This window comes from Streptomyces sp. NPDC006516 (genome assembly GCF_040611875.1).
Lineage (GTDB): Bacteria > Actinomycetota > Actinomycetes > Streptomycetales > Streptomycetaceae > Streptomyces.
On sequence record NZ_JBEXPD010000009.1, the window covers coordinates 90972 to 111572 of the forward strand.

The 20601-nt window shown below is 69.0% G+C and carries 15 protein-coding genes; 7 read left to right on the forward strand and 8 right to left on the reverse strand.

The window, feature by feature from the left end; all coding sequences use genetic code 11:
- Positions 1-58: 58 nt before the first annotated feature.
- The 6 genes from ABZY45_RS23455 to ABZY45_RS23480 all read right to left on the reverse strand — a co-directional run bounded on the left by ABZY45_RS23455 (position 59) and on the right by ABZY45_RS23480 (position 10467).
- Complete coding sequence (locus tag ABZY45_RS23455) at positions 59-2533, reverse strand: glycoside hydrolase family 3 C-terminal domain-containing protein (RefSeq protein WP_356742649.1); 2475 nt, start codon at positions 2531-2533, stop codon at positions 59-61.
- A gap of 133 nt (positions 2534-2666) precedes the next feature.
- Positions 2667-3923 (reverse strand): extracellular solute-binding protein, encoded by a 1257-nt coding sequence (locus ABZY45_RS23460; RefSeq protein ID WP_356742651.1) that lies wholly within the window; start codon positions 3921-3923, stop codon positions 2667-2669.
- 677 nt (positions 3924-4600) lie between these two features.
- Positions 4601-7171: a family 78 glycoside hydrolase catalytic domain gene (locus ABZY45_RS23465; RefSeq protein WP_356742653.1), complete on the reverse strand. Its 2571-nt coding sequence runs from the start codon at positions 7169-7171 to the stop codon at positions 4601-4603.
- A 78-nt stretch (positions 7172-7249) separates the two neighbouring features.
- Positions 7250-8158, reverse strand: a complete 909-nt coding sequence (locus ABZY45_RS23470; RefSeq protein ID WP_356742655.1) for a carbohydrate ABC transporter permease — start codon at positions 8156-8158, stop codon at positions 7250-7252.
- A 5-nt stretch (positions 8159-8163) separates the two neighbouring features.
- Positions 8164-9048: a sugar ABC transporter permease gene (locus ABZY45_RS23475; protein ID WP_356742656.1), complete on the reverse strand. Its 885-nt coding sequence runs from the start codon at positions 9046-9048 to the stop codon at positions 8164-8166.
- 102 nt (positions 9049-9150) lie between these two features.
- Positions 9151-10467 (reverse strand): extracellular solute-binding protein, encoded by a 1317-nt coding sequence (locus ABZY45_RS23480; protein ID WP_356742657.1) that lies wholly within the window; start codon positions 10465-10467, stop codon positions 9151-9153.
- Between the two features lie 253 nt (positions 10468-10720).
- Here ABZY45_RS23480 and ABZY45_RS23485 point away from each other — a divergent pair, with 253 nt between their 5' ends.
- Positions 10721-11770 carry a LacI family DNA-binding transcriptional regulator gene (locus ABZY45_RS23485; protein ID WP_356742957.1) on the forward strand — a complete coding sequence of 350 codons (1050 nt, stop codon included), beginning with the start codon at positions 10721-10723 and terminating at the stop codon, positions 11768-11770.
- A gap of 72 nt (positions 11771-11842) precedes the next feature.
- Positions 11843-12880, forward strand: coding sequence for a LacI family DNA-binding transcriptional regulator (locus ABZY45_RS23490; protein WP_356742658.1), 1038 nt, complete (start codon positions 11843-11845; stop codon positions 12878-12880).
- A 10-nt stretch (positions 12881-12890) separates the two neighbouring features.
- On the opposite strand, the gene ABZY45_RS23495 is transcribed toward ABZY45_RS23490, so the two are convergent.
- Entirely contained in the window at positions 12891-14057 is a 1167-nt protein-coding gene (locus tag ABZY45_RS23495; protein WP_356742958.1) for an MFS transporter, read from the reverse strand.
- Positions 14058-14361: 304 nt separating this feature from the next.
- A complete protein-coding gene (locus ABZY45_RS23500) occupies positions 14362-15294 on the reverse strand; it encodes a LysR family transcriptional regulator (RefSeq protein ID WP_356742659.1) in 933 nt (310 codons plus the stop codon).
- Between the two features lie 128 nt (positions 15295-15422).
- Here ABZY45_RS23500 and ABZY45_RS23505 point away from each other — a divergent pair, with 128 nt between their 5' ends.
- From ABZY45_RS23505 to ABZY45_RS23525, 5 genes are read left to right on the forward strand one after another with little or no spacing between them, the layout of a single operon-like run.
- On the forward strand, positions 15423-16421 hold the full coding sequence (locus tag ABZY45_RS23505) for a fumarylacetoacetate hydrolase family protein (protein ID WP_356742661.1): 999 nt from the start codon (positions 15423-15425) through the stop codon (positions 16419-16421).
- The gene (locus ABZY45_RS23510; RefSeq protein WP_356742663.1) at positions 16418-17380 is read left to right on the forward strand and encodes a cyclase family protein; all 963 of its coding nucleotides are present in this window, start codon (positions 16418-16420) and stop codon (positions 17378-17380) included. Before ABZY45_RS23505 ends, ABZY45_RS23510 begins: the two co-directional genes overlap by 4 nt.
- Positions 17381-17404: 24 nt before the next feature.
- A complete protein-coding gene (locus ABZY45_RS23515) occupies positions 17405-18535 on the forward strand; it encodes an FAD-dependent oxidoreductase (RefSeq protein WP_356742665.1) in 1131 nt (376 codons plus the stop codon).
- Positions 18532-19587 carry an amidohydrolase family protein gene (locus ABZY45_RS23520; protein WP_356742667.1) on the forward strand — a complete coding sequence of 352 codons (1056 nt, stop codon included), beginning with the start codon at positions 18532-18534 and terminating at the stop codon, positions 19585-19587. Before ABZY45_RS23515 ends, ABZY45_RS23520 begins: the two co-directional genes overlap by 4 nt.
- Positions 19588-19600: 13 nt before the next feature.
- Positions 19601-20539 carry a VOC family protein gene (locus ABZY45_RS23525; protein ID WP_356742669.1) on the forward strand — a complete coding sequence of 313 codons (939 nt, stop codon included), beginning with the start codon at positions 19601-19603 and terminating at the stop codon, positions 20537-20539.
- The last annotated feature ends 62 nt before the right edge of the window (positions 20540-20601 follow it).

Below are 20601 nucleotides of genomic sequence, written 5' to 3' on the forward strand. Positions count from 1 at the left end.
CGCCGGCCCTCACGACGAGAATGGACGTGAAGGCCGACGTGGCGCTCTGCCCTGGGGCTCAGCTGACGCTGACGAGGCGCTGTACGGACAGGCTGCGTGAGGACCGGCCGGCATGGACGGTGTACGAGCCGGGGGTGAGTTTCCAGGCGCCGCCGGTCCATACGGACAGGTCGCGGGCAGAAACGCGGAAGGTGATCCGGGTGCTTGCACCGGGGGCGAGCTCGACCTTGCGGAAGCCGATCAGTCGCCGTGGCTCGGCCTGGGCGCCGGCAGGCAGGGCCGCGTACAGCTGCACGACTTCAGTGCCTTCCCGGGATCCGGAGTTGGTCAGGTTGACGGTGGCGGTCAGTGTCTTGGTCGCCGTGTCGTAGGACGCTTCCAAGGAGCCGAGGTTGAAGGTGGTGTAGGACAAGCCGTGCCCGAAGGGGAACAGCGGGCTCTGGTTCCTGGCGTCGTAGTAGCGGTAGCCGACCAGGTGACCCTCGCTGTGGGAGACCGTGGGGCCGTTGCCCGGGTAGGTGGCCTGTGTGGTCCCCGGCCCCTGGGACGCCGTGGCGGGGAAGGTGACCGGAAGACGGCCCGAAGGGTCTGCGTCGCCGAAGAGGACGGCTGCCAGCGCGGTGCCGGTGGCGCGTCCGGCGTACCAGAGCTGGACGACCGCTTCGACATCGTTGATCCACGGCATGGCGACGGGGCCGTCGGTGTTCAGGACGACGATGGTGCGGGAGTTGGCCGCTGCGACGTCGGCGATGAGTTTGTCCTGGTCGCCCGGCAGGCCGAGGGAGCCGTGGTCCATGTCCTCGCCCGCGACCCGGTTGACGATGACGACGGCGGCGTCGCTGGTCCGTGCTGCGGCGACCGCGTCGGGTATGAGGGACTTGGGCTGCCAGCCGAGGGTGAGGCCGCAGGTACCGGTGTCGGCGGTGGTGTTGCTGTACTCGACGCTGATGCTGACCGGCTTCCCGGCCGTGAGGTCGATGGTGCCCTGGAGCGGGTAGTCGTACGGCCCGAGGAAGAACCGGCGGCTGTGACGGGTGCCGGAGATGACCGTCCTGCCGTCGATGACGAGCTTGGTGGTGCCTGAGGGCAGCAGCGAGAAGCGGTGCGGGCCCGTGGTGGTCGGCGTGAGGGTGCCGCTCCAGCGGGCCGACCACACGGCGGGCAGGCCGGCCACGGGCGCGCTGGTGAAGTCGATACCGGCACTGACCTGTGTGGCGACGGGAGTACCGGACGGCTGGGCCGCGGCATAGAAGCTGCCGGTCATCCCCGCCGCTCCGGAGGCCGTGCGCAGCACCGTCTCCGGGACGGGGGTGAGGGGGATGTCTCCGACGGTTCCCTGGCGGTAGGTGACGGTCACCCCGGTACCGGCCCGGTCCTTGATGGCCGCCAGAGGGGCGGTCCAGGGGCCGGGGTCGACGTAGGTGGAGCCGGAGACTCCTGTAAGGGCGCTGTTCTCGGCCGGGCCGATCACGGCGAGCGACTTGACGGTGGAGTTCAGCGGAAGGGCTTGGCCGCGGTTGGTGAGCAGGACCGTGGAGTTGACGGCGAGTTCGTGGGCGAGGTCCCTGTGTGCCTGGGTACTGACGTTCGCGGCAGGCGCCGGTACGGGGTGGTCGAACAGACCGTTGACATACATCGTGTTGAGGATGCGCAGAGCGGCGTCGTCCAGGCGGACCGCGGGGACGCTGCCGTCGGTGAGGCCGCCGACAGGTATCTTCACGCCACCGGGGCCGAGCCCGCCGAGGTCCATGCCTGCCCTGACGGCTCCCACGGGGTCGTCTCCGGCCCAGAAGTCGGGGACGGTGTAGCCCTCCAGACCGATGGTCTTCTTGAGGTCGTTGAACAGCGCGGGGCTCTGGGTGGCGAACGTTCCGTTGATCTTGGGGTAGGCCATCATCACCGAGGTGACGGGTACAGCGGCGATGATGCGCTCGAAGGCCGCGTGGTAGATCTCGTGCAGCGCCCGGTCGGAGATCTGCGCGTCGACGAAGAAGCGGTTGACTTCCTGGGTGTAGGCGCTGAAGTGCTTGAGGGTGGCGACGACGTGTTGTTCCTGGATGCGCCGGGTGAGCGCCGCGCCGAGGGTGCCTGCGAGGAACGGGTCCTCGCCCATGCTCTCGGCCTGCCGGCCGAAGTGCCAGGTGCGGGCGGTGTCGACGGTGGGGCCAAGAAGGTTGTTGTAACCCTTGCCGCGGCCTTCGGCGCCCAGCGCCTGGCCGAGCCGGCCGGCGAGGTCGGCATCGAATGTCGCGGCCTGCGCGAGGGGGACGGGGAAGGCTGTGACGCCGGTTTCCCCGCGCAGGCCGGCTGAGGCGTCCACCATGGTCAGGGCGGGAATGCCGAGGGAGCTCAGAGCGGCGAAGTCGCAGCGGACGAGGGCCTCCTTCTGTGCGGCGGTCATCCTGGCCAGGAGGGCGACGGCCCTGCTGTCCGGGGCGGCACCCACGGCGCGGCGGGGCGCTGCGGCGGCTGGTGCGATGCCGGAGGCCAGAGCGGTGAGGACGGCGGCTGAGAGGAACGTACGACGATTCATGGCGGCTCTTCCATGAGGAATCGGGGGGCAGGACGAAACAGCGCCCTGGCCGGCGCGAGCGGCGGGTCGCCGCACTTTGCAGAAATGAGGGGTTGCTCACCGGCGCGCGCCGCGTGGGCACGGCACCTGCGGCTCATCCCTCCTGGTAGGCGTCATCGAGGGCGGCAAGGACGCCATCGACATCAGTGCGCCCGGAGAACAGGTTCTGGATCTGGGTGAAGTGCTCCTGCTGGACCTGCGGGTCGGGCCACAGCTGATCCATGAAGGGCACGGTGGTGCCGGCTTTCTGGTGCGCGACCAGTTCCTGGAGGACGGGGTCGGCGGTGAAGTGGTCATTGGGGATGGCAGGCAGGGTGCCGCTGTCCTGGTTGTAGAGGTTCTGGCCGGTGTCGGACCCGAGGAACTCCGCGAACTTCATGGCCGGCTCCTTGTTGTCACTGTCGGCGTTGACCCCATAGGCGGCTGACACGGCGCCGGGCATGTGGGTCTGTGCCGCGTCGTTGCTCGCGGGCAGGGCGAACATGGCCAGTTGCAGTTCCGGAGCTGCCGCGGTGATGGCCGAGATGCTGCTGGCGACCTGTATGACGCCCACCGCCCTGCCCTTGGCAACGTCCTGGATGGACCTCTCGTAGCTCGTCCCCAAGGGATCGCTGCTGAAGCAGTCCCGCTCGTCGAGCTCGACGTACTTCTCCAATGCTCTTCTCCAGCCGGAGTCGGCGAAGGTGGCCCGGCCGCTACCCATCTCCGTCGCGAACTCGGGATGGCCGGCGTAGACCGTGGTGGCGGCCAGCGCGTAGTCGGCGAGCTGGGTCACCCACGGTGTCGCGATGCCGAGCGCGAAGAGCACCTTGCCGCCGGCCTTGGCCTTGTCGCACAGCTGCAGCAACTCGTCCCACGTCTCCGGGGTGGTCCCGCCTATGTCACGCATGGCCTTCTTGCCGTAGATCGCGCCGATACCGCTGTAGTTGGCCGGGACGGCATAGGTGGCGTCCCCGACCCGGGTCACCCACTTGGTGTCCTCCGGGACTCTGCGCGCGAACTTCAGACCGGACAGATCAGCGAGTCGGCCTGCGGGCTCCAGCGTCCGCAGAGCGGCGGGATTGCCGTAGCCGGGCCAGACGGTGAAGACGTCAGGCGCCGTTCCTGAGGCCAGTTGGGCGGGGAGGGTGCTCTGGAGCCGGTCGGTGTCGGCGTAGGTCACGTCGACCTTCACCTGCGGGTTCTCCCGCTCGAAGGCCGCCACGACTGTCTCCATGGCTGAGCGGTCGGTGATGTTGGCGGTGATCTTCAGTACGTCGGTGGCTGCTGAGCCGGACCCACCGCAAGCGCTCAGGCTCATGGCGAGGCTCGTGACCATGACGGAGACAAGGACGCGGGGGGCGGTTCTCATGGCGGGCTCCGTGCGGGAGAAGGGGAGAGGACTGTGTGCGGTGCCGTGGTGCGACCGGTAGTCAGCGCGCTCCGGATGCAGCCGTCTGCTGAGGGCTGACGATGTCCCCGAAGCTCTGCTCGAAGCGTGCACAGCTCACGGGGACGCGGGCCGGATTCCGGTGACGGTGTTCACATCGGCTCTCCCGGACGAATCGGCAGCCGCTCGACGGGCCGCCGTGGGGGGGGGCGGGGCCGGCCGGGCGGTCAGGTGCACGGCCGGCCCCAGCTTGAGGGGGAATTGCACGAACGTCTCTTGTCGGAGAAACGCATTTTGCAGTTATTTCGAGACAATCGCCGCCGCACCCCAGGCAAACAATTGCGGTGTCCGGCGACTGGGGCACTCGTGAAGCGTTTCAAGCCGGCAATGGGGAAACTATGGCCTCCCGGGGCTTCAGGTCAACCCTCGGGGAGCGCGGATCTCGATGAATTCCCGCGACCACCGAGGCAGCCCCTTTCACCTGAAAAAGCGATTTGAAATTTCAATTGAAAGGCTTCACGGGACCGCCCTTTATCAGCGCAATGGATGGAGACCATCCACAGGACGAATACCGGAGAGTCCGGCGAACCTTGGAATGGCGAAGCCCGGCGCATACAGGAATGCGCCGGGCTTGCTGCAGCTGATGCGCGAGGCGTTGTTCAGGCAGCCTTTGTGGCGAGTTTCGCCGTGTCGAGGACGTGTTCGCCCGGTCCCAGGGCGACCGGCGGGCAGCCGGGCAGTTCTGCGGTTGCTTCACAGCCCTCCGGTACGACGACGTCGGCTGTCAGCCCCGTGGCGGTCTGCTCCCACGAGATGGACACCGTTCCGTAGGGAGTCTCGTGCCGGGTGCGGGCCGATGTGATGCCGCCGCCGGGGCGCGGTCGGAAAGTGATCTTCCGGTATCCGGGGGCCGTGGCGGTGATACCGCCCACCACGCGGTGGAGCCAGTCGGCGACGGCCCCGAGGGCGTAGTGGTTGAACGACGTCATGCCCCCGGGGTTGAGGGAGCCGTCGGGCCGGAGGCTGTCCCAGCGTTCCCAGATCGTTGTGGCGCCCATGGTCACGGTGTACAGCCAGGACGGGCATCCGGTCTGCAGGAGCAGGCGGTAGGCGATGTCGAGGTGCCCGGTGTCGGTGAGCGCGTCACAGATCAGCGGGGTGCCGACGAAGCCGGTGGCGATGTGGGCGTCGTCCTCGACGACCAGCTCGGCCAGTCGGTCTCCGGCCGGCTGTCTCTGCAACGGGGTCAGCAGGCCGAAGGCGAGTGCGACGGCGTAGGCGGTGGGGCTGTCGCTCGTCATGCGGCCCGAGGGAAGGACGTACCGGTGGCGGAAGGCTTCGGCCACCTCGTCGGCGAGTGCGCCGTATCGCTCGGCGTCCGCGTCGTTCCCCAGCGCGGCTGCCGTCAGGGCGAGGTGGCGGGCGGAGTGCGCGAAGTAGGCGGTGGCGACGAGGTGGCGGTCGGTGCGGCCCGCGGCCGGGTCGTCGGGCGGTGCGGCCGGGTCGAGCCAGTCCCCCAGCTGGAAGCCGGTGTCCCACAGTCGGGTCGGCCCGGCAAGGCCCTCGACGAGGTCGACCCACTTCTTGGCCATCGGGTAGTGGCGGCGGAGCAGGTCGAGGTCTCCGAAGCGCTGGTGGAGAGTCCAGGGGGTGAGCGTGGCGACGTCTCCCCACGCGGCGCCAGGGTGGATCGGCGTCCACATGGGCTCGCCCGGTATGACGGGTACGTACCAGGGGATCGTGCCGTCGGGCAGCTGCTCGAGACCGACGTCGGTGAGCCAGGAGTCGAGCATGCCCGCACAGTCGTAGAGGAAGCCGGCGGTGGGGGCGAAGACCTGGATGTCCCCGGTCCAGCCCAGGCGTTCGTCGCGCTGGGGGCAGTCGGTGGGGATGTCGACGAAATTGCCGCGCATGCTCCATACGACGTTCTCGTGCAGACGGTTGACCAGCGGGTCGCTGCACTCGAACCAGCCGGTTCGCCGCATGTCCGTGTGGTACACCCGGGCGGTCACCATGTCGGCGGTCAGGGCCGCCGGCCAGCCGCTGACTTCGGCGTAGCGGAAGCCGTGGAGGGTGAAGCGCGGTTCCCAGGTGAGCGGGCCCCGGCCGGAGAGGATCAGGGTGTCGGTGGCGTACGCCTCGCGCAGTGGCCTCGTGGCGAGTTCGCCCTCCTCCAGGACCTCGGCGTGCCGGAGCGTGACAGCGGCGCCGGCCGGGCCGTCGAGGGTGACGCGGAGGCGGCCGACGAGGTTCTGGCCGAAGTCGAGCAGGTGGCGGTCGTCGCCGGTGCGGGTCACCTCGACGGGTGCGATCTCCTCGGTGCAGCGCACCGGTGGGCTCGTAGGGGCGACGAGGGTGTCGAGGTCACGGCTGCCGGCGCGCACAGGGGCCCAGTCCCCCGCACCCGCGCCTGGCGGAGTCGCCCAGCCGGGGTCGTGCAGCCGGGCGTCGAACGTCTCGCCCTCGTAGAGACCGCTGGTCAGGATCGGCCCGGGGGCGGCACTCCAGGTGGCGTCCGTGGCGAACGAGGCCGTGGTGCCGTCCTCGTACGTCACCTCGAGCTGGGCGATGAGGGACTGGTCGGTGCCGTAGATGTTGCGGGTTCCGCCGTCGAAGCCGTACTTGCCGCGGTACCAGCCGTCGCCGAGCCAGGCGCCGATGGTGTTGGCGCCTTCGGTGAGGTGGCCGGTGACGTCGTGGGTGCGGTAGCGCAGACGGTGCGGGTAGACCGTCCAGCCAGGAGCGAGGGTCTCGTCGCCGACCCGTCGTCCGTTGATCTCGGCCTCGTACAGTCCGTGCGCCGTGATGTAGAGGCGGGCGCGCGTGACGGGCCGGTCGAGATGGAAGTCCTTGCGGACACGCGCCGGGCGGCGGTCTGCTTCCGGGTCCTCGTCCCAGGCCGCTCCGACCGGGACCGCGTGCCAGTCGGCCGCGTCGAGCAGGCCCGCTTCGACCACACGCGGCCCACTCCAGTCCGAGGGGGCAGCGGCGTCATTCGTCCAGACACGGACACGGACGGTTACGCGTTCGCGGGAGGTGAGCGGTGCGCCGGGCCAGGCAACGAGCACCTGGTCCCGGCCGGCGACACGGCCGGTGCGCTCGACGCGTCCGCCGCGGGTGAGTTCGAGCTCGTACGCCTCCTGGGCACGGCCGCCTTGCGGCAGCCTCCAGGTCAGTCGGGGGGAGGGAACGCCGATGCCGAGACCATCCCGGAGATGCTCGAAGGACACCGGTGAGGGCTGAGGGGGGAGCAAGGAAAGCCTTTCGTCACGTGCACGGGAGCAGGGCGAGCGGGGATTCGGGCGTGCTCAGCCCTTGACCGCTCCCGAGGTGAGGCCCTTCATGACCTTCTGGTTGAGGAAGAGATAGATCAGGAGGGTGCCGAAGACGTTGATGCAGATGGCGGCGAACAAGGGCCCGTACTGGGTGGCGCCGAAGTCACCGGTGAAGTTCAGCAGGCCGACCTGGATGGTGCGCAGGTCCTGGTTGTTGGTGAAGGTCAGTGCGATGAGCAGGTCGTTCCAGATGAAGAAGAACTGCACCAGGCCGACCGTGAGCAGGGCGTTGCGGACCAGGGGCACGCTGATGGTCCAGAAGGCGCGCAGGATGCCGGCGCCGTCGATGGTGGCGGCCTCGAAGAGTTCGCGGGGGACGGTGCGGTAGTACGTGGCCATCATGAAGACGGTCAGCGGCAGGCCGGTGCCGGTGTAGGTGAGGATCAGCGGCCACAGGGTGCCGGACAGACCGGCCTGGAAGTACACGGTGAACAGCGGCAGGAGGATCATCTGCGGGGGCACCATCATGCCCGCCAGGAAGACGAGAAGGGTGAGGCTGCGGCCCTTCCACACCATGATCTGCAGGGCGAATCCCGCGGCCGTTCCCAGGAGCAGCATGAGCGCCAGGGCGGGCAGGACGGCGAGCAGACTGTTCTGGACGTACAGACCCAGGTGGCCGGTGGTCCAGGCCTCGGAGTAGTTGCCCCACTCCCACGTCGTCGGCAGGCTCCAGGTGGAGTTGTTGAGGTAGTCGTCGTTGGACTTCAGGGACGTCAGGAACATCCAGATCAGCGGATAGATCTCGACGACCAGCAGCAGGGTGACGACGATCTTCACCCACAGCCGGCGCGGCGCCCGGGCTCTGCGGACCGACCCGGTGCTGCCGGACGGTCCCCGGCCCCGGCGGTCCGCGGAGGTCTTCACAGGTGTGTCGATGGCCATGGCGTTCAGCCCTCCGTGATGTCGCGCCGCGAGACGCGGTAGACGACCAGGCTCACCAGCAGGCACACCACGGTCAGCAGCAGGGCGATGGTGCTGCCGTAGCCGTAGTCGCTGTAGGTGAACGACGTCTGGAACATGTACAAGGTCAGGGGCGTGGTCCCGTTGCCGGGACCGCCGTTGGTCAAGGCGACGACGGAGTCGAACACCTTCAGGGTGCCGTTGATGCTGAAGATCAGTGACGACATCAGCACCGGCAGGGACAGCGGCAGCACGATGTGCCGGATCAGCCTCAGCCCCGAAGCGCCGTCCAGGCGGGCCGACTCCAGGACCTCGTCCGGGATGTCCACCAGGCCCGCGAAGAGCAGGACGGCGTAGAAGCCCATGGAGCGCCAGATGTCCATGACGATGAGGACCCAGAACGCGCTTCCCGCAATGCCGAAGAAATCGATGGATTCGAGTCCGACCGCATTGAGCAGTGAATTGACCGGTCCTGTCTGCGGAGCGACCTGGAAGAACTTCTGGAAGAGCAGGCCCACTGCGACCGTGGGCAGCACGACCGGGAAGAATGCCAGTGTCCTGATCAGCGCGGAGGACTTCTTCAGGAAGAAGACGTACAGCAGGGCCAGCAGATAGCCGGCGACGACCTGTCCCACCGTGACGACGGCGGCGTATTTGAGAGTGAACCAGAGGGCCTCATGGACGGCCGGGTCGCCGAGAAGGCGGGAGAAATTGGCGACCCCGTTTCCGGTGAAGCCGTCGATGGTGTTGCCCTTGGTGAAGGAATACCCGAGCGACCACACGATCGGGACCAGCATGATCAATGAATAGACCAGAAGGGCGGGACCGAGGAGGATCGCGATGGCCCTGCGGTCACCGAGTACGCGGTGCATGGATGGTGTCCACTTCGCTTCCGTTGAGAAAACCTGCCGGAACGGAACCGGGGGCGGCCCGCGCGTACGGCGCGAGGAGGCCGGCGGACCGCCCCCGGTTGATCACTGGGCGGCCAGCGCGTCCTGGACGGTCTGCATGAACTGCGCGGGCTTCATGCTCCCGGCCACCAGGCCGGCGGCGTTGGTCTGGCTCACGGTGGTGGCCTTGGTGCTGAACAGGGCCTCGAACCACAGGACGTTCTGCTTGGACGTGCTGATGGTGTCGCGGACCTGAGTGGTGACCTCGTTGGCGTCCTTCACCTCGGTGTTCACCTTGAAGCCGGAGATGGAGCCGTGGTCCTCGAGCGCGGTGCTGCCGTAGTTCTCTGCGATGCAGGAGGCCCAGGCGCCGGTCTTCTTGTCGAAGGACTTCGCGCCGAGGGTGATGCCGAGACCGACGTTGGAGGGGTACTGGTCGATGGAACCCTTGCCACCGGCGACAGCGGGGAAGGGCATGAAGCCGACGTTCTCGGCACCCACCTTGTTCTGCTTCGCGTCGGAGACGTTGGCCAGCGCCCAGCTGCCCATGTAGAACATGGCGGCCTTGCCGTTGAGGAACTGGTTCATCGCGGTGTCGTAGTCGATCGAGCCGACGCCCTTGCCGAAGTACCCCTTCTCGCCCAGAGCTGCGATCTCCTCTGCGGCCTTCACGTACTCCGGGTCGGTGAGCTTCGCCTTGCCGTCGGCGACCTTCTGGAGGGCGTCGGGACCCAGGCTGCGGTAGAGGTAGGTGCTCACCAGGCGGGTGATGGGCCACCCCTGCTGACCGGATGCGGAGAAGGGCTGGATGTTCTCGCCGTCCAGCTTCGCGGCGCCCGCCACCAGCTCGTCCCAGGTGCCCGGCACGGCTATGCCGTTCTCCTGGAAGAGCTTCTTGTTGTAGAAGATGCCCTCGATGTTGTACTCGTAGGGCAGCACCTCGACCTTGCCGCCGTACAGCGCCTTGATCGTGGAGACGGCGGCAGGCTCCAACTGGTCGAGGACGCCGAGAGACTTGAGCTCCTTCTCCAGGTCGGCGACCTTGCCCGACTTCGCCAACTGCTGTGTCAGCGCGGGAGCGTTGCCCGCAGCGAACTGCACCGGCAGGGCGTCCTGGCCGGCCAGCAGCTGCAGCTTCTGGTCCAGGCTCGCCTGCGGGACGGTCTCGACCTTCAGCGGCAGCGCGTCGTTCGCCGACTTGCACGCCCCCTTGGACAGGGTGGTCAGGGCGGTCTTGACGGTGGTGTTCTCGGTGACGCTCAGGTAGCTGAACTCCTTGGGCGCGGCAGAGGATCCGGCGCCGCCACCGCCGCAGGCGGTGGTGAGCAGTGCCAGTGAGGCGGTGCCGGCCGTGAACAGGCTCAGACGCGCACGACGGACGCGGGGCATGCGAAGGGACACGGAGGACTCCCAGAGGTCTGTGCGAGAGGGGCGAGGAACGGCGAGCGGCGCTGAGGAAGGCAGACGGTCCGACCGCGCAGAAGGCTGCGTGTAACGTTCTCCACCACGAAGTGAGCAACACCCTGCACCGCACCGATGAATCCGTCAAGACACAGAGCCGTAACGCCGAGGCACTAGACGGTAGCCATGTCGTCATCCAGGCGTCATCATGTAGACCGTTACACCGACGCCTAGGAAATCCGGAGTGCTGACCATGGGCGGGCCCGCCGCACCGAAGCAGAACAAGCGTGTGACCATCACCGATGTCGCGCGGCACGCGGGCGTGTCCGTCGCCGCGGTGTCCAAGGTGTTGCGGAACGCCTACGGCGTGAGCCCGGCCATGCAGCAGAAGGTGCGGGCGAGCATCGCCGAGCTGGACTACCGCCCGCAGGCGGCGGCCCGCGGGATGCGGGGGCGGACGTACACGATCGGCGTGCTGCTGGACAACGTCCGCAACGCCTTCTTCGCGGACATCCTCGACGGCATCCAGGAGGAGCTCCGCACCAGCGAGTACACGGTGCTGATCGGGGCGGCCGGCTTCGACCCCGACGAGCAGGCGAAGACGATCCGTTCGATGGTCGACCGCCAGATGGACGGCTTGATCCTCATCGCGCCGGGGACCTCGCGCGCCGAGGTGCTGGCGACGGCGACGGCGACACCGACCGTGGTCATCGGCCATCACGACAGCACCGACACACACGACTCGGTGGTCGACGCGGACGACACGGGCGCCGAGCTGGTGGTGGACCATCTCGTGGCGCTCGGGCACCGGGACATCGCCCTGGTCTCCGCCCCCGGCACCAAGGCGAACCAGTGGAAGCGCACACCGGAGGTCGTCCTGGCCGACGGCTACCGTGCGGCCATGGAACGGCACGGCCTCGCCGAGCATGTGCGCGTCCACCACGCCGCGTACTCCGACGAAGGCGGCTTCAAGGCCGGCATGACTCTGCTGACGGCCGACCCGCGGCCGACCGCCATCATGACCGGCGCCGACGTCGCGGCTCTGGGCATCTATCGGGCGGCCCACGAACTCGGCCTGCGCATCCCGGACGACCTCTCGCTCGCCGGTTACAACAACACGGCCCTCGCCGCTCTGGCCCCCGTCCAGCTCACCAGCGTCGACCAGGCCGGACACACCATGGGTTCCTCCGCCGCCCGCATGCTGATCGAGCGCGTGGAGGGCCGACGCGACAGGGCGATACAGGCCTCCATGACACCGCGTCTGGTGGTTCGCGGCAGCACGGCCGCCCTGAGTGGCGGCTAGCCCGCGGACGAGAGCGGACCTGCCGCGCCCTGTCCGACGTGTCCTGAACGAAGGCTCGTACAGAGGATTCTGATGAACCATGAGGATTCCGCACGCCCCGCAGTGGGCATGAAGGACGTGGCGCGGGAGGCCGGCGTCTCTCTCGGCACCGTTTCCAACGTGCTCAACCGCCCGGAACTCGTGGCCGGGCCCACGCGAACCCGCGTGCTGGCGGCAATCGACTCGTTGGGCTACGTGAGAACAGAAGGAGCCCGGCAACCGCACGGACGGTCGGCCCGTGTCCTCGCGGTTCTCGTGCCGGATCTGGCTCATCCGTTCTTCACCGCCCTGGCCATGGGCGTGGCACAGGCCGCCCGCGAGGCCGACCTCGGCGTGATGGTCTGCACCGGCACCCGCGACCTCGCGGAGGAGGCGCGCCACCTCTCCCTGATCACCTCGCACCGGATCCGAGGTGCCGTGCTGACCTCCGGAGAGGCCGTCGGGCGCACAGCGGCTGCGTTCCGGCGGAATGCTGTTCCCTTCGTCGTCGCCGACCGGTACGCCCCCCAGCCCGGCGCCTGCTCCGTCGGCATCGACGACGTGGCGGGTGGGCACGCCGCGGTACGCCACCTGATCGACCAGGGACACCGCTCCATCGCCTATGTCAGCGGTCCGGACCTCCAGCAGGTACGGGACCGCCGCAGGGGAGCCGTCAGCGCCGTCGCCCAGGCCGGGCTCCAGCTCACAGCCCTGAGGGAACTCGCCTGTGCTGACCTCACCGTGGGCGCGGGCAAGGACGCCGGGCACCGCCTCCTCGGGCTCCCCCACCGCCCCAGCGCCGTCTTCTGCGCCGACGACCTGCTTGCCCTGGGCGTACTCCAGGCGCTGTACGAAGCCGGGCTGAAGGTGCCGGAGGACCTTGCGGTGGTCGGCTACGACGACATCGAGTTCGCCGCGTCCGCCGTCGTCCCGCTCACCTCGGTGCGACGGCCTGCCGTAGCGATGGGCCGGCAGGCCGGCCGTCTGCTCGTCGAGGAGACGACCCGTGGCACCGGCCACGACCACGCCCACGTCGTACTGCAGCCGGAACTGGTCGTGCGCCGGTCGACCCTGGCCGTGCCGGCGCGGTGACCCGGATCGGTCAGGGCTGTCCAGGAGCATGGTGATGCGGCTCCCGCTGCGGCGTACGGCGCGTGAAGGGCACCAGGACCGCCGAGACCAGCAGGGCGGCCAGCCCGAGTAGTCCGACGGCCGATGCCAGATCGCCCAGAATTTCCTTGCCCCCCAGGAGGACCAGTGGGCAGAGGAACTCACCGAGGAAGAACGCCGCCGTCCACAGGCCTGTACCGCGCCCTCGGTCGGCGAAGTCGAGCCGGGACATCGCCAGCGTCAGCAGGGAGGGAAGAAGCAGTCCCGTCCCGACGCAGTTCACCACGGCGCCCGCGATCAACAAGGGGAGGCTGTCGGCGGTCCCCATGACGAGGAAGCCGGCGGCACACAACAGGAAGAGCGCCGGCAGTCGGCGTCGAGGCCGGTCGGGGAGCCGGGTGAAGACGATCGAGCCGACAACGGTGGCGGCGCTGGCGATCGCCGTGACCGCTCCGATGACGCCGGTGGAGTCCACCCCCAAGTCGTCGAGGAGATAGGACATTTCCACAGGGACGGCGTAGAAGACGACCGCGCCGAACACGGTCAGCAGGCACAGGCCGGCCATGCGGCGTACGGGAAAGGGCCGGCGCTCGGCCTCGGCCCGTTCCTCCTCTGCCGCGCGCTCGGCGCCAGGCGCCGGCGCCGGCAGCGCCCGGGCCATGACGGGGGCAAGCAGCAGACCCACCGCGTACAGCCAGAAGGGCGCACGCCAGCTGACCGCCCCGAGAACACCTCCGAACACGAAGAAGACGGTGGCGGATGCCGACGCGCACATCGTCTGCAGGGCGAGATAGCGGTCGCGGATCCTACCGGTGTAGTAGTCACCGATCAGGGTGGTGCAGCAGGTCATGACGGCGGCCTCCGCGATGCCCAGCAGCACGCGGCTGGCCACGATGCCGTGCAGGGAGTCCAGCCACAGCGGCACGGTGCCGAACAACGTGTACAAGACCGTCGCCACGACCAACAAGCGTTTACGGCCGAGCCGATCGACGATGACACCGGCGAACGGGGCGAGGAGAGCCAGTGACAGCGCCGGGACCGTCAGCACCAGGGGGACCAATGCGGCGTTACCCGGAACGCCCTCGAAGTGGTCCTGCATACGAGGCAGAACCGGAGCGAGCAGCACTGCGCCGAGGATGGGCAGACAACTGCCTGCCATCAGCAGAGCGGCCGGCAGCCTGCCCGCGACGGCCGGGTGGCCATCGCGCTCACGGGCAGGCGGGTCAGCAGAAACCGGCATGGCGGCACTCCAGGATGCGAGAGGGGGAGGTCGCACCGAAAGGCGGGCGAGTCCGACTTGTCGGAGATCGCCGCGCATGGGCGCGTGATGTGCCATGACTATGCGGTCCGGACGCCGCACTGCCCACCCCCCACGCGATCCGAGTTTCGGATGGTGTCGATCCACGCCGTGGATGGCGCGATGGCTCCCGGCCGGTTTCACCGGTGGCCGGGGGTGCGCCCACTCATCGGTCTGCGGTCGGCACCTCGGCCACGTCGGCCATGCGCCTGCCTACGAGGGCAGTCGTTTCACGCAGCCAGATGTGTGCCGCGTCGTGGGTGTGCACCGGGTGCCACCACATCGCCTCCCTCAGCGGGACGGCTTCGTAGGGCGGCTCCACCACGTGCACGGCGGCGAGCGGTGCGAGGAGCCGGGCGAGGCGGGCCTGGATCAGGGCGATGCGCCGGGTGCCCGCCACCAGCAGCGGCAGCAGCTGGAAGCTGTCTACGGACACTTCGACGCGCGGCTCGATGCCGAGCATGCCGAGCTGGCGCACGGCGGGCGCGTCGTAGGTCCGCTGGTAGGTGACCCATGGCAACCGCCCCAGATCGTTTCGGGTGAGCCGGTCTCCGATGCTCGGGTGGTCGTCCGCGACGAGGAAGACCCATCTGTCCTCGTAGAGGTCGGTGGCAGGGAAGTCGCTGATGACGCCGTGCGGCATGAGCAGGCCGTCGGTGGTGCTCAGCAGGGTGGCCGTGTCGTCGACCACGGTGGGCGGGGTCTGGACGAAGCGCAGGCGGATGCCGGGTGCCTCCGCGTGGACGACGCGGGCGAGCTCGGCCCCGAACACGGCGACCGCGTAGTCGGAGGCCACGAGTTTGAACTCGCGCTTCTCGCTGGCCGGGTCGAAGTCGGCCTGACTGGCGAAGAGGCGTTCCACCACTTCGTAGGCGGTGGACGTGCGGTGCAGGAGTACCTGCCCGAGGGCGGTGAGTTCGTAGTGGCCGCCGACCCGTGCGAGCAGATCGTCGCCGAAGTGCCGGCGCAGGCGGGCCAGGGAAGCACTCATCGCGGGCTGGCTGAGCCCTACGCGCTCCCCGGCGCGGGTGACGTTGCGTTCCTCCAGCAGGGCACGCAGAGCGACGACGAGGTTGAGGTCGAGACGGGCCAGATTCATGAGACTTCCCCTTGCGGTAAGGCGCCGACCAGGCAGGAATAAACACGATGGATGGCGACCATCCACAGAATTGATTTCCCTGATCCCGGGTGCTGGGTCCAGATTAGTCACACCGCAATCAGGAGGACATGTTCGTGAAATCTGCATCCGCGTCCGCGCTGTTCGCCGGGCCTTTCGCTCTGGCCACGCTCTCGGCACCGGACGGACCGGCCTTCCCCGCGCTCGTCACGGCGGACGCCCAGGTGATCGACCTGCGCGTTGCCTTCGGTGACGAGTCCTTGTCCATCCGTGGTCTCCTGGAGAGCTGGGACACGGCTCCGGAGCGGCTCACGGCGCTGGCCGGCGACAGTGCTCCGGAGCGGAGGCCGCTGGCGGACTTCCGGGTGCACGCCCCGGTGGAGCCCCGCCAGGTGTTCCAGTCGGGCGCCAACTACCGGCAGCACGTCATCGACCTGCATGTTGCCCACCGGGACCCGGCCGACAACCGCTCCGAGGGGGAGCGCCGGGCCGAGGCCGCAGAGATCATGGACCGCCGGGCGGCCGAGGACCTGCCGTACGTCTTCATCGGCCTGCCGAGCGCGATCACCGGTCCGTACGACGACGTCGTACTCCCCACATGGGCCGAGAAGCCCGACTGGGAGCTGGAACTGGTGGCCGTCATCGGCCGTCCGGCCCACCAGGTGTCCGTGGAGGAGGCTCTCGGCCACGTCGCCGGTTACACGATCGCCAACGACCTGACCGACCGTGCCACCGTATTCCGGCGGGACATGCCGCAGATCGGTACGGACTGGCTGCGCAGCAAGAACGCGCCCGGTTTCACCCCGCTCGGCCCCTGGATCGTGCCGGCCGGGTCGATCGCGAACCCTGACGACCTGCGCCTCGTGCTGAAGCTGAACGGCGAGACCATGCAGGACGAGTCCACCGAGGACATGATCTTCGACGTCGCGCGCATGGTGTCCTATGCCTCGCAGACGGCCCAGCTTCTGCCCGGCGACCTGGTACTGACCGGCTCCCCGGCCGGCAACGGTATGCACTGGGGGCGGCTGCTGCGCGACGGCGACGTCATGGACGGCTCCATCACCGGACTCGGCGCTCAGCGCACCCGCTGCGTGGCGGAGACGTCATGAACCTGGACCGCACCGATCCCGAGGGCTCGATCGCCGAGGCCGCGAAGGCGTACTCCAACTGGGGACGTTGGGGCGAGGACGACGTGCTCGGCACTCTCAACTTCCTGGACGAGGCGAAGCGGCGGGAGGCCGCCGCCCTCATCCGCCGGGGTGCCAGTTTCTCGCTCGCCCAGAGCTTCGACATGAACGGCCCGCAGAAGGGCTGGCGCCGCCGCACCAATCCGGTGCACACCATGCTCGACACCGGTACCGACGCGGCACTCGGCCTGCAGGGCTTCCCGCACGGCATCGGCGGTGCCGACGACGTCATCGCGATGCCGTTGCAGTGCTCGACCCAGTGGGACGGGCTCGGTCACATCTTCGACCACGGCAAGACGTGGAACGGCCGGGACGCGGCGAAGACCGTCACCTCCGAGGGTGACCTGGTCACCGGCATCGAGCACATGGCCCCGCACGTCGCCGGACGCGGTGTGCTCCTGGACGTCGGCCGGAGGATCGGCCAGGACGGGGAGCTTCCCGACGGTTTCGCGATCACCGAGGAACACCTGACAGCGACCGCTGAGGCCCAGGGCGTGAGCATCGGCCGCGGCGACATCGTCCTGGTGCGTACCGGCCAGTTGACCCGGGCCCGCCGCGACGGCTGGGGCGACTACGCGGGCGGCCCGGCCCCTGGCCTCTCCTTCACCACCGCCGGCTGGCTGCACGGCAGTGAGATCGCCGCGATCGCGACCGACACCTGGGGCTTCGAGGTGCGGCCCAACGAGTTCGATGTCGCCTTCCAGCCGCTGCATCAGGTCGCCATCCCCAACATCGGCCTGCTCATCGGGGAGATGTGGGACCTGGACGCCCTCGCCGAGGACTGTGCGGCCGACGGCGCGTACGCGTTCTGGCTGACTGCCGCGCCCCTCCCCATCACGGGCGCAGTCGGCTCCCCCATCAACCCGATCGCCGTCAAGTAGTCCCAGGAACAAGGGAGTTCCCCCATGAATGAAGCTCGTACGGTCCTGGTGATCGGCGGCGGTGCGGCCGGAAACGCCGCGACCCTCCTGCTGCGTCGCGCCGGTATCGACGTGAACCTCATCGAGGCCAAGGACGACTGGAACGCCACAGCCGGCTCCGGCATCACCCTCCAGGGCAACGCCCTGCGCGTGCTGCGCGAGCTGGGCGTGTGGGAGCAGGTCGAAGCTTCCGGTTTCGGCTTCGGGTCGGTGGGCATCACCGCCCCCGACGGGACCGTCCTGCACGCGCAGGACGACATCCGCAGCGGCGGCGACGACCTCCCCGCCACCGTCGGCATGCAGCGGCCGCAACTCCAGCGCATCCTGATCGAGGCCGTGCGCGCCAGCGGCGCCACCGTCCGCCTGGGGGTCACCGCGGAGATCCTGGACCAGGACGCCGACGGCGTCTCGGTCCGCTTCAGCGACGGCTCCGAGGGACGCTACGACCTGGTGATCGCCGCCGACGGCCTCGGCTCCACGACCCGGGCCGCCATCGGCATCACGGCGAAGCCCGAGCCGACCGGCATGGCCATCTGGCGCGTCGCCGCGCCACGCCCCACAGGCGTGGAACGCACCGACCTCGCCTACGGGGGCCCGGCCTTCATCGCCGGTTACTGCCCCACCAGCGACAGCACGCTCTACGCGTACGTCGTCGAGGCCAACCGCGACCGCGCCACGATCCCCGCCGAGTCCTACGCCGACGAGATGCGACGCCTGGCCTCTGCCTACGGCGGCAACTGGCCGGAGATCACCGAGCACATCACCGACCCCGCGCAGGTCAACTACACCTGGTTCGACCGCATGCTGGTCGAGGGTTCCTGGCACCGCGGCCGCGTGGTCCTCGTCGGCGACGCCGCCCACTGCTGCCCGCCCACCCTCGCGCAGGGCGCCGCTCTGTCCCTTGAGGACGCCTGGGTGCTGACGCAGATGCTGACGGGCTCCGACACCTGGGACGACGATCTGTTCCAGGCGTACTACGAGCGGCGGATCGCAAGGGTCCGGCCGGTGGTGGAAGCCTCCGTCCAGATCGGGCGGTGGCAGCTCGACGGCGTACGTGACGCCGATGTCCCCGGCCTGATGGGCCGCACCATGACGATGCTCCGGGAGCTGCCGTGACCTCCAACCCGTCGTCCGGCCACCGCCCCTCGTCGAGCGCTCCCGCGCGCCCCTCCCCCACCGTGGACGTACACGCGCACGTCCTGCTTCCCGAGGTCGAGGCACTCGTGGCCGGACTGCCCGGCCACGATGCGGCAAAGGCTCTGGACGCCCGGCGCAACGGCGCCGAGGCTCTCGCGGTGAGCGGCCCCATGGTGGGCGAGCGCGTCCCGAAACTGACCGACGTCGCCGTGCGCCTTGCGGCGATGGACCAGCAGGGCGTCGACATACAGCTGGTCAGCCCGTCTCCCTCGCACTACCACTACTGGGCCGGCGAGAAAACGGCCGAGGAGGTGTACCGGCTGGCCAACGAGGCCACCGCAGAGCACTGCGCGACGGCCCCGAAGCGGCTGCGCGGGCTCGGGCTCGTACCGCTCCAGCACCCGGATCTGGCTGTCGAAGCCCTCGACGACGCCCTGGGCCACGGTCTTCTGGGCGTGGAGATCTCCAGCCACGCACCAGGTCGTGAGCTGTCCGACCCCGCGTACGAAGCCCTGTGGACCCGGGCGGAGGAAAGCGGCGCGGTGCTCTTCCTGCATCCCTTCGGATGCACGCTCGACGAGCGCCTGGACCGCTGGTACCTGTCCAACACGGTCGGGCAGCCCACCGAGAACGCCGTGGCCCTCTCCCACCTCATCTTCTCGGGGGTACTCGACCGCCACCCCGGCCTGAAGCTGATCGCCGCCCACGGCGGCGGCTACCTCCCCACCCACATCGGCCGCTCCGACCACGCCTGGACCGCCCGCTCGGACGCCGGTGCCGGCTGCGCCCACCTGCCGAGCAGTTATCTCAAGCGGCTCTACTTCGATTCACTCGTCCACGACCCGCACGTCCTGCGCGAGCTGATCCGGGTCGCCGGCCCCGACCGCGTCCTGCTCGGCTCCGATTTCCCCTTCGACATGGGCACCGACGACCCCGTCGCCGCCCTGCGCGCAGCCCGGCTGTCCGAGGACGTTCTCGAAGCCGTACGCGGCCGGAACGCCGCAGCCCTGCTCGATCTCACCCTTGCCTGAGGAGGAACCCACCATGAGCGCACGCCTGCTCACCCACCTGCGCCACGTCGACCTGGCGGTGCCTGACTACGACAAGCAGCTCGACTTCTACGCCGGTGTCTGGGGCCTCACCAAGGTCACCGAGGACTCCGGGATCTCCTTCCTGGCCGCCGAGGGTTCCCCCGAGCAGTACGTCGTACGGCTGCGCAAGGCCGAGGAGAAGCGCCTCGACCTCGTCTCCTACGGTGCCGCGAACCCGGCCGACGTGGACACCCTCGCCGAGCGCCTTCTGGCCGGCGGAGTCCAGCTGATCTCACGGCCCGGCACCGTGGACACCCCGGGCGGCGGATACGGCTTCCGCTTCTTCGACGTCGACGGCCGCACCATCGAGGTCTCCGCCGATGTCGAGGTCAGGCAGCACCGGAAGATCGAGGAGAAGGAGGCCATCCCGGTCAAGCTCTCCCACGTCGTCCTCAACTCCCCCGACCTGAACCGCACCAGGGAGTGGTACGAGCGCCACCTCGGCTTCGCCCTCTCCGACACGCTCAGCTCCCCGCACATGGGCGAGGTCATGCACTTCATGCGGATCAGCAACCAGCACCACTCCATGGCCATCGCACAGGGACCGCACACCGCCCTGCACCACGTCTCCTTCGAGATGCGCGGCCTCGACGAGTACATGCGCGGCTCAGGCCGCGTCATGCGCGCGGGCTTCCGCAAGATCTGGGGCCCGGGGCGGCACATGGCGGGCGACAACACCTTCACCTACTTCCTCGACCCGCACGGCAACACCGTCGAGTACACGACCGAGTTGGAAAACCTCGACGAGGACACCTGGCACCCCCACGTCTACGACTTTTCCAAGCCCGAGGTCACCGACCAGTGGGGCACCGCCAACGCGATGAACGAACTCGTCGCCAAGGAGTCCTTCAACGACCCGGACCGCGGCGTCTTCGTCGCTCCGCCCGTCTGATCCGCTCGCGTCCCCCGGTGGTGCGGCAGCGTGCGGACGCTTCCGGTCCACGCTGCCGCCCC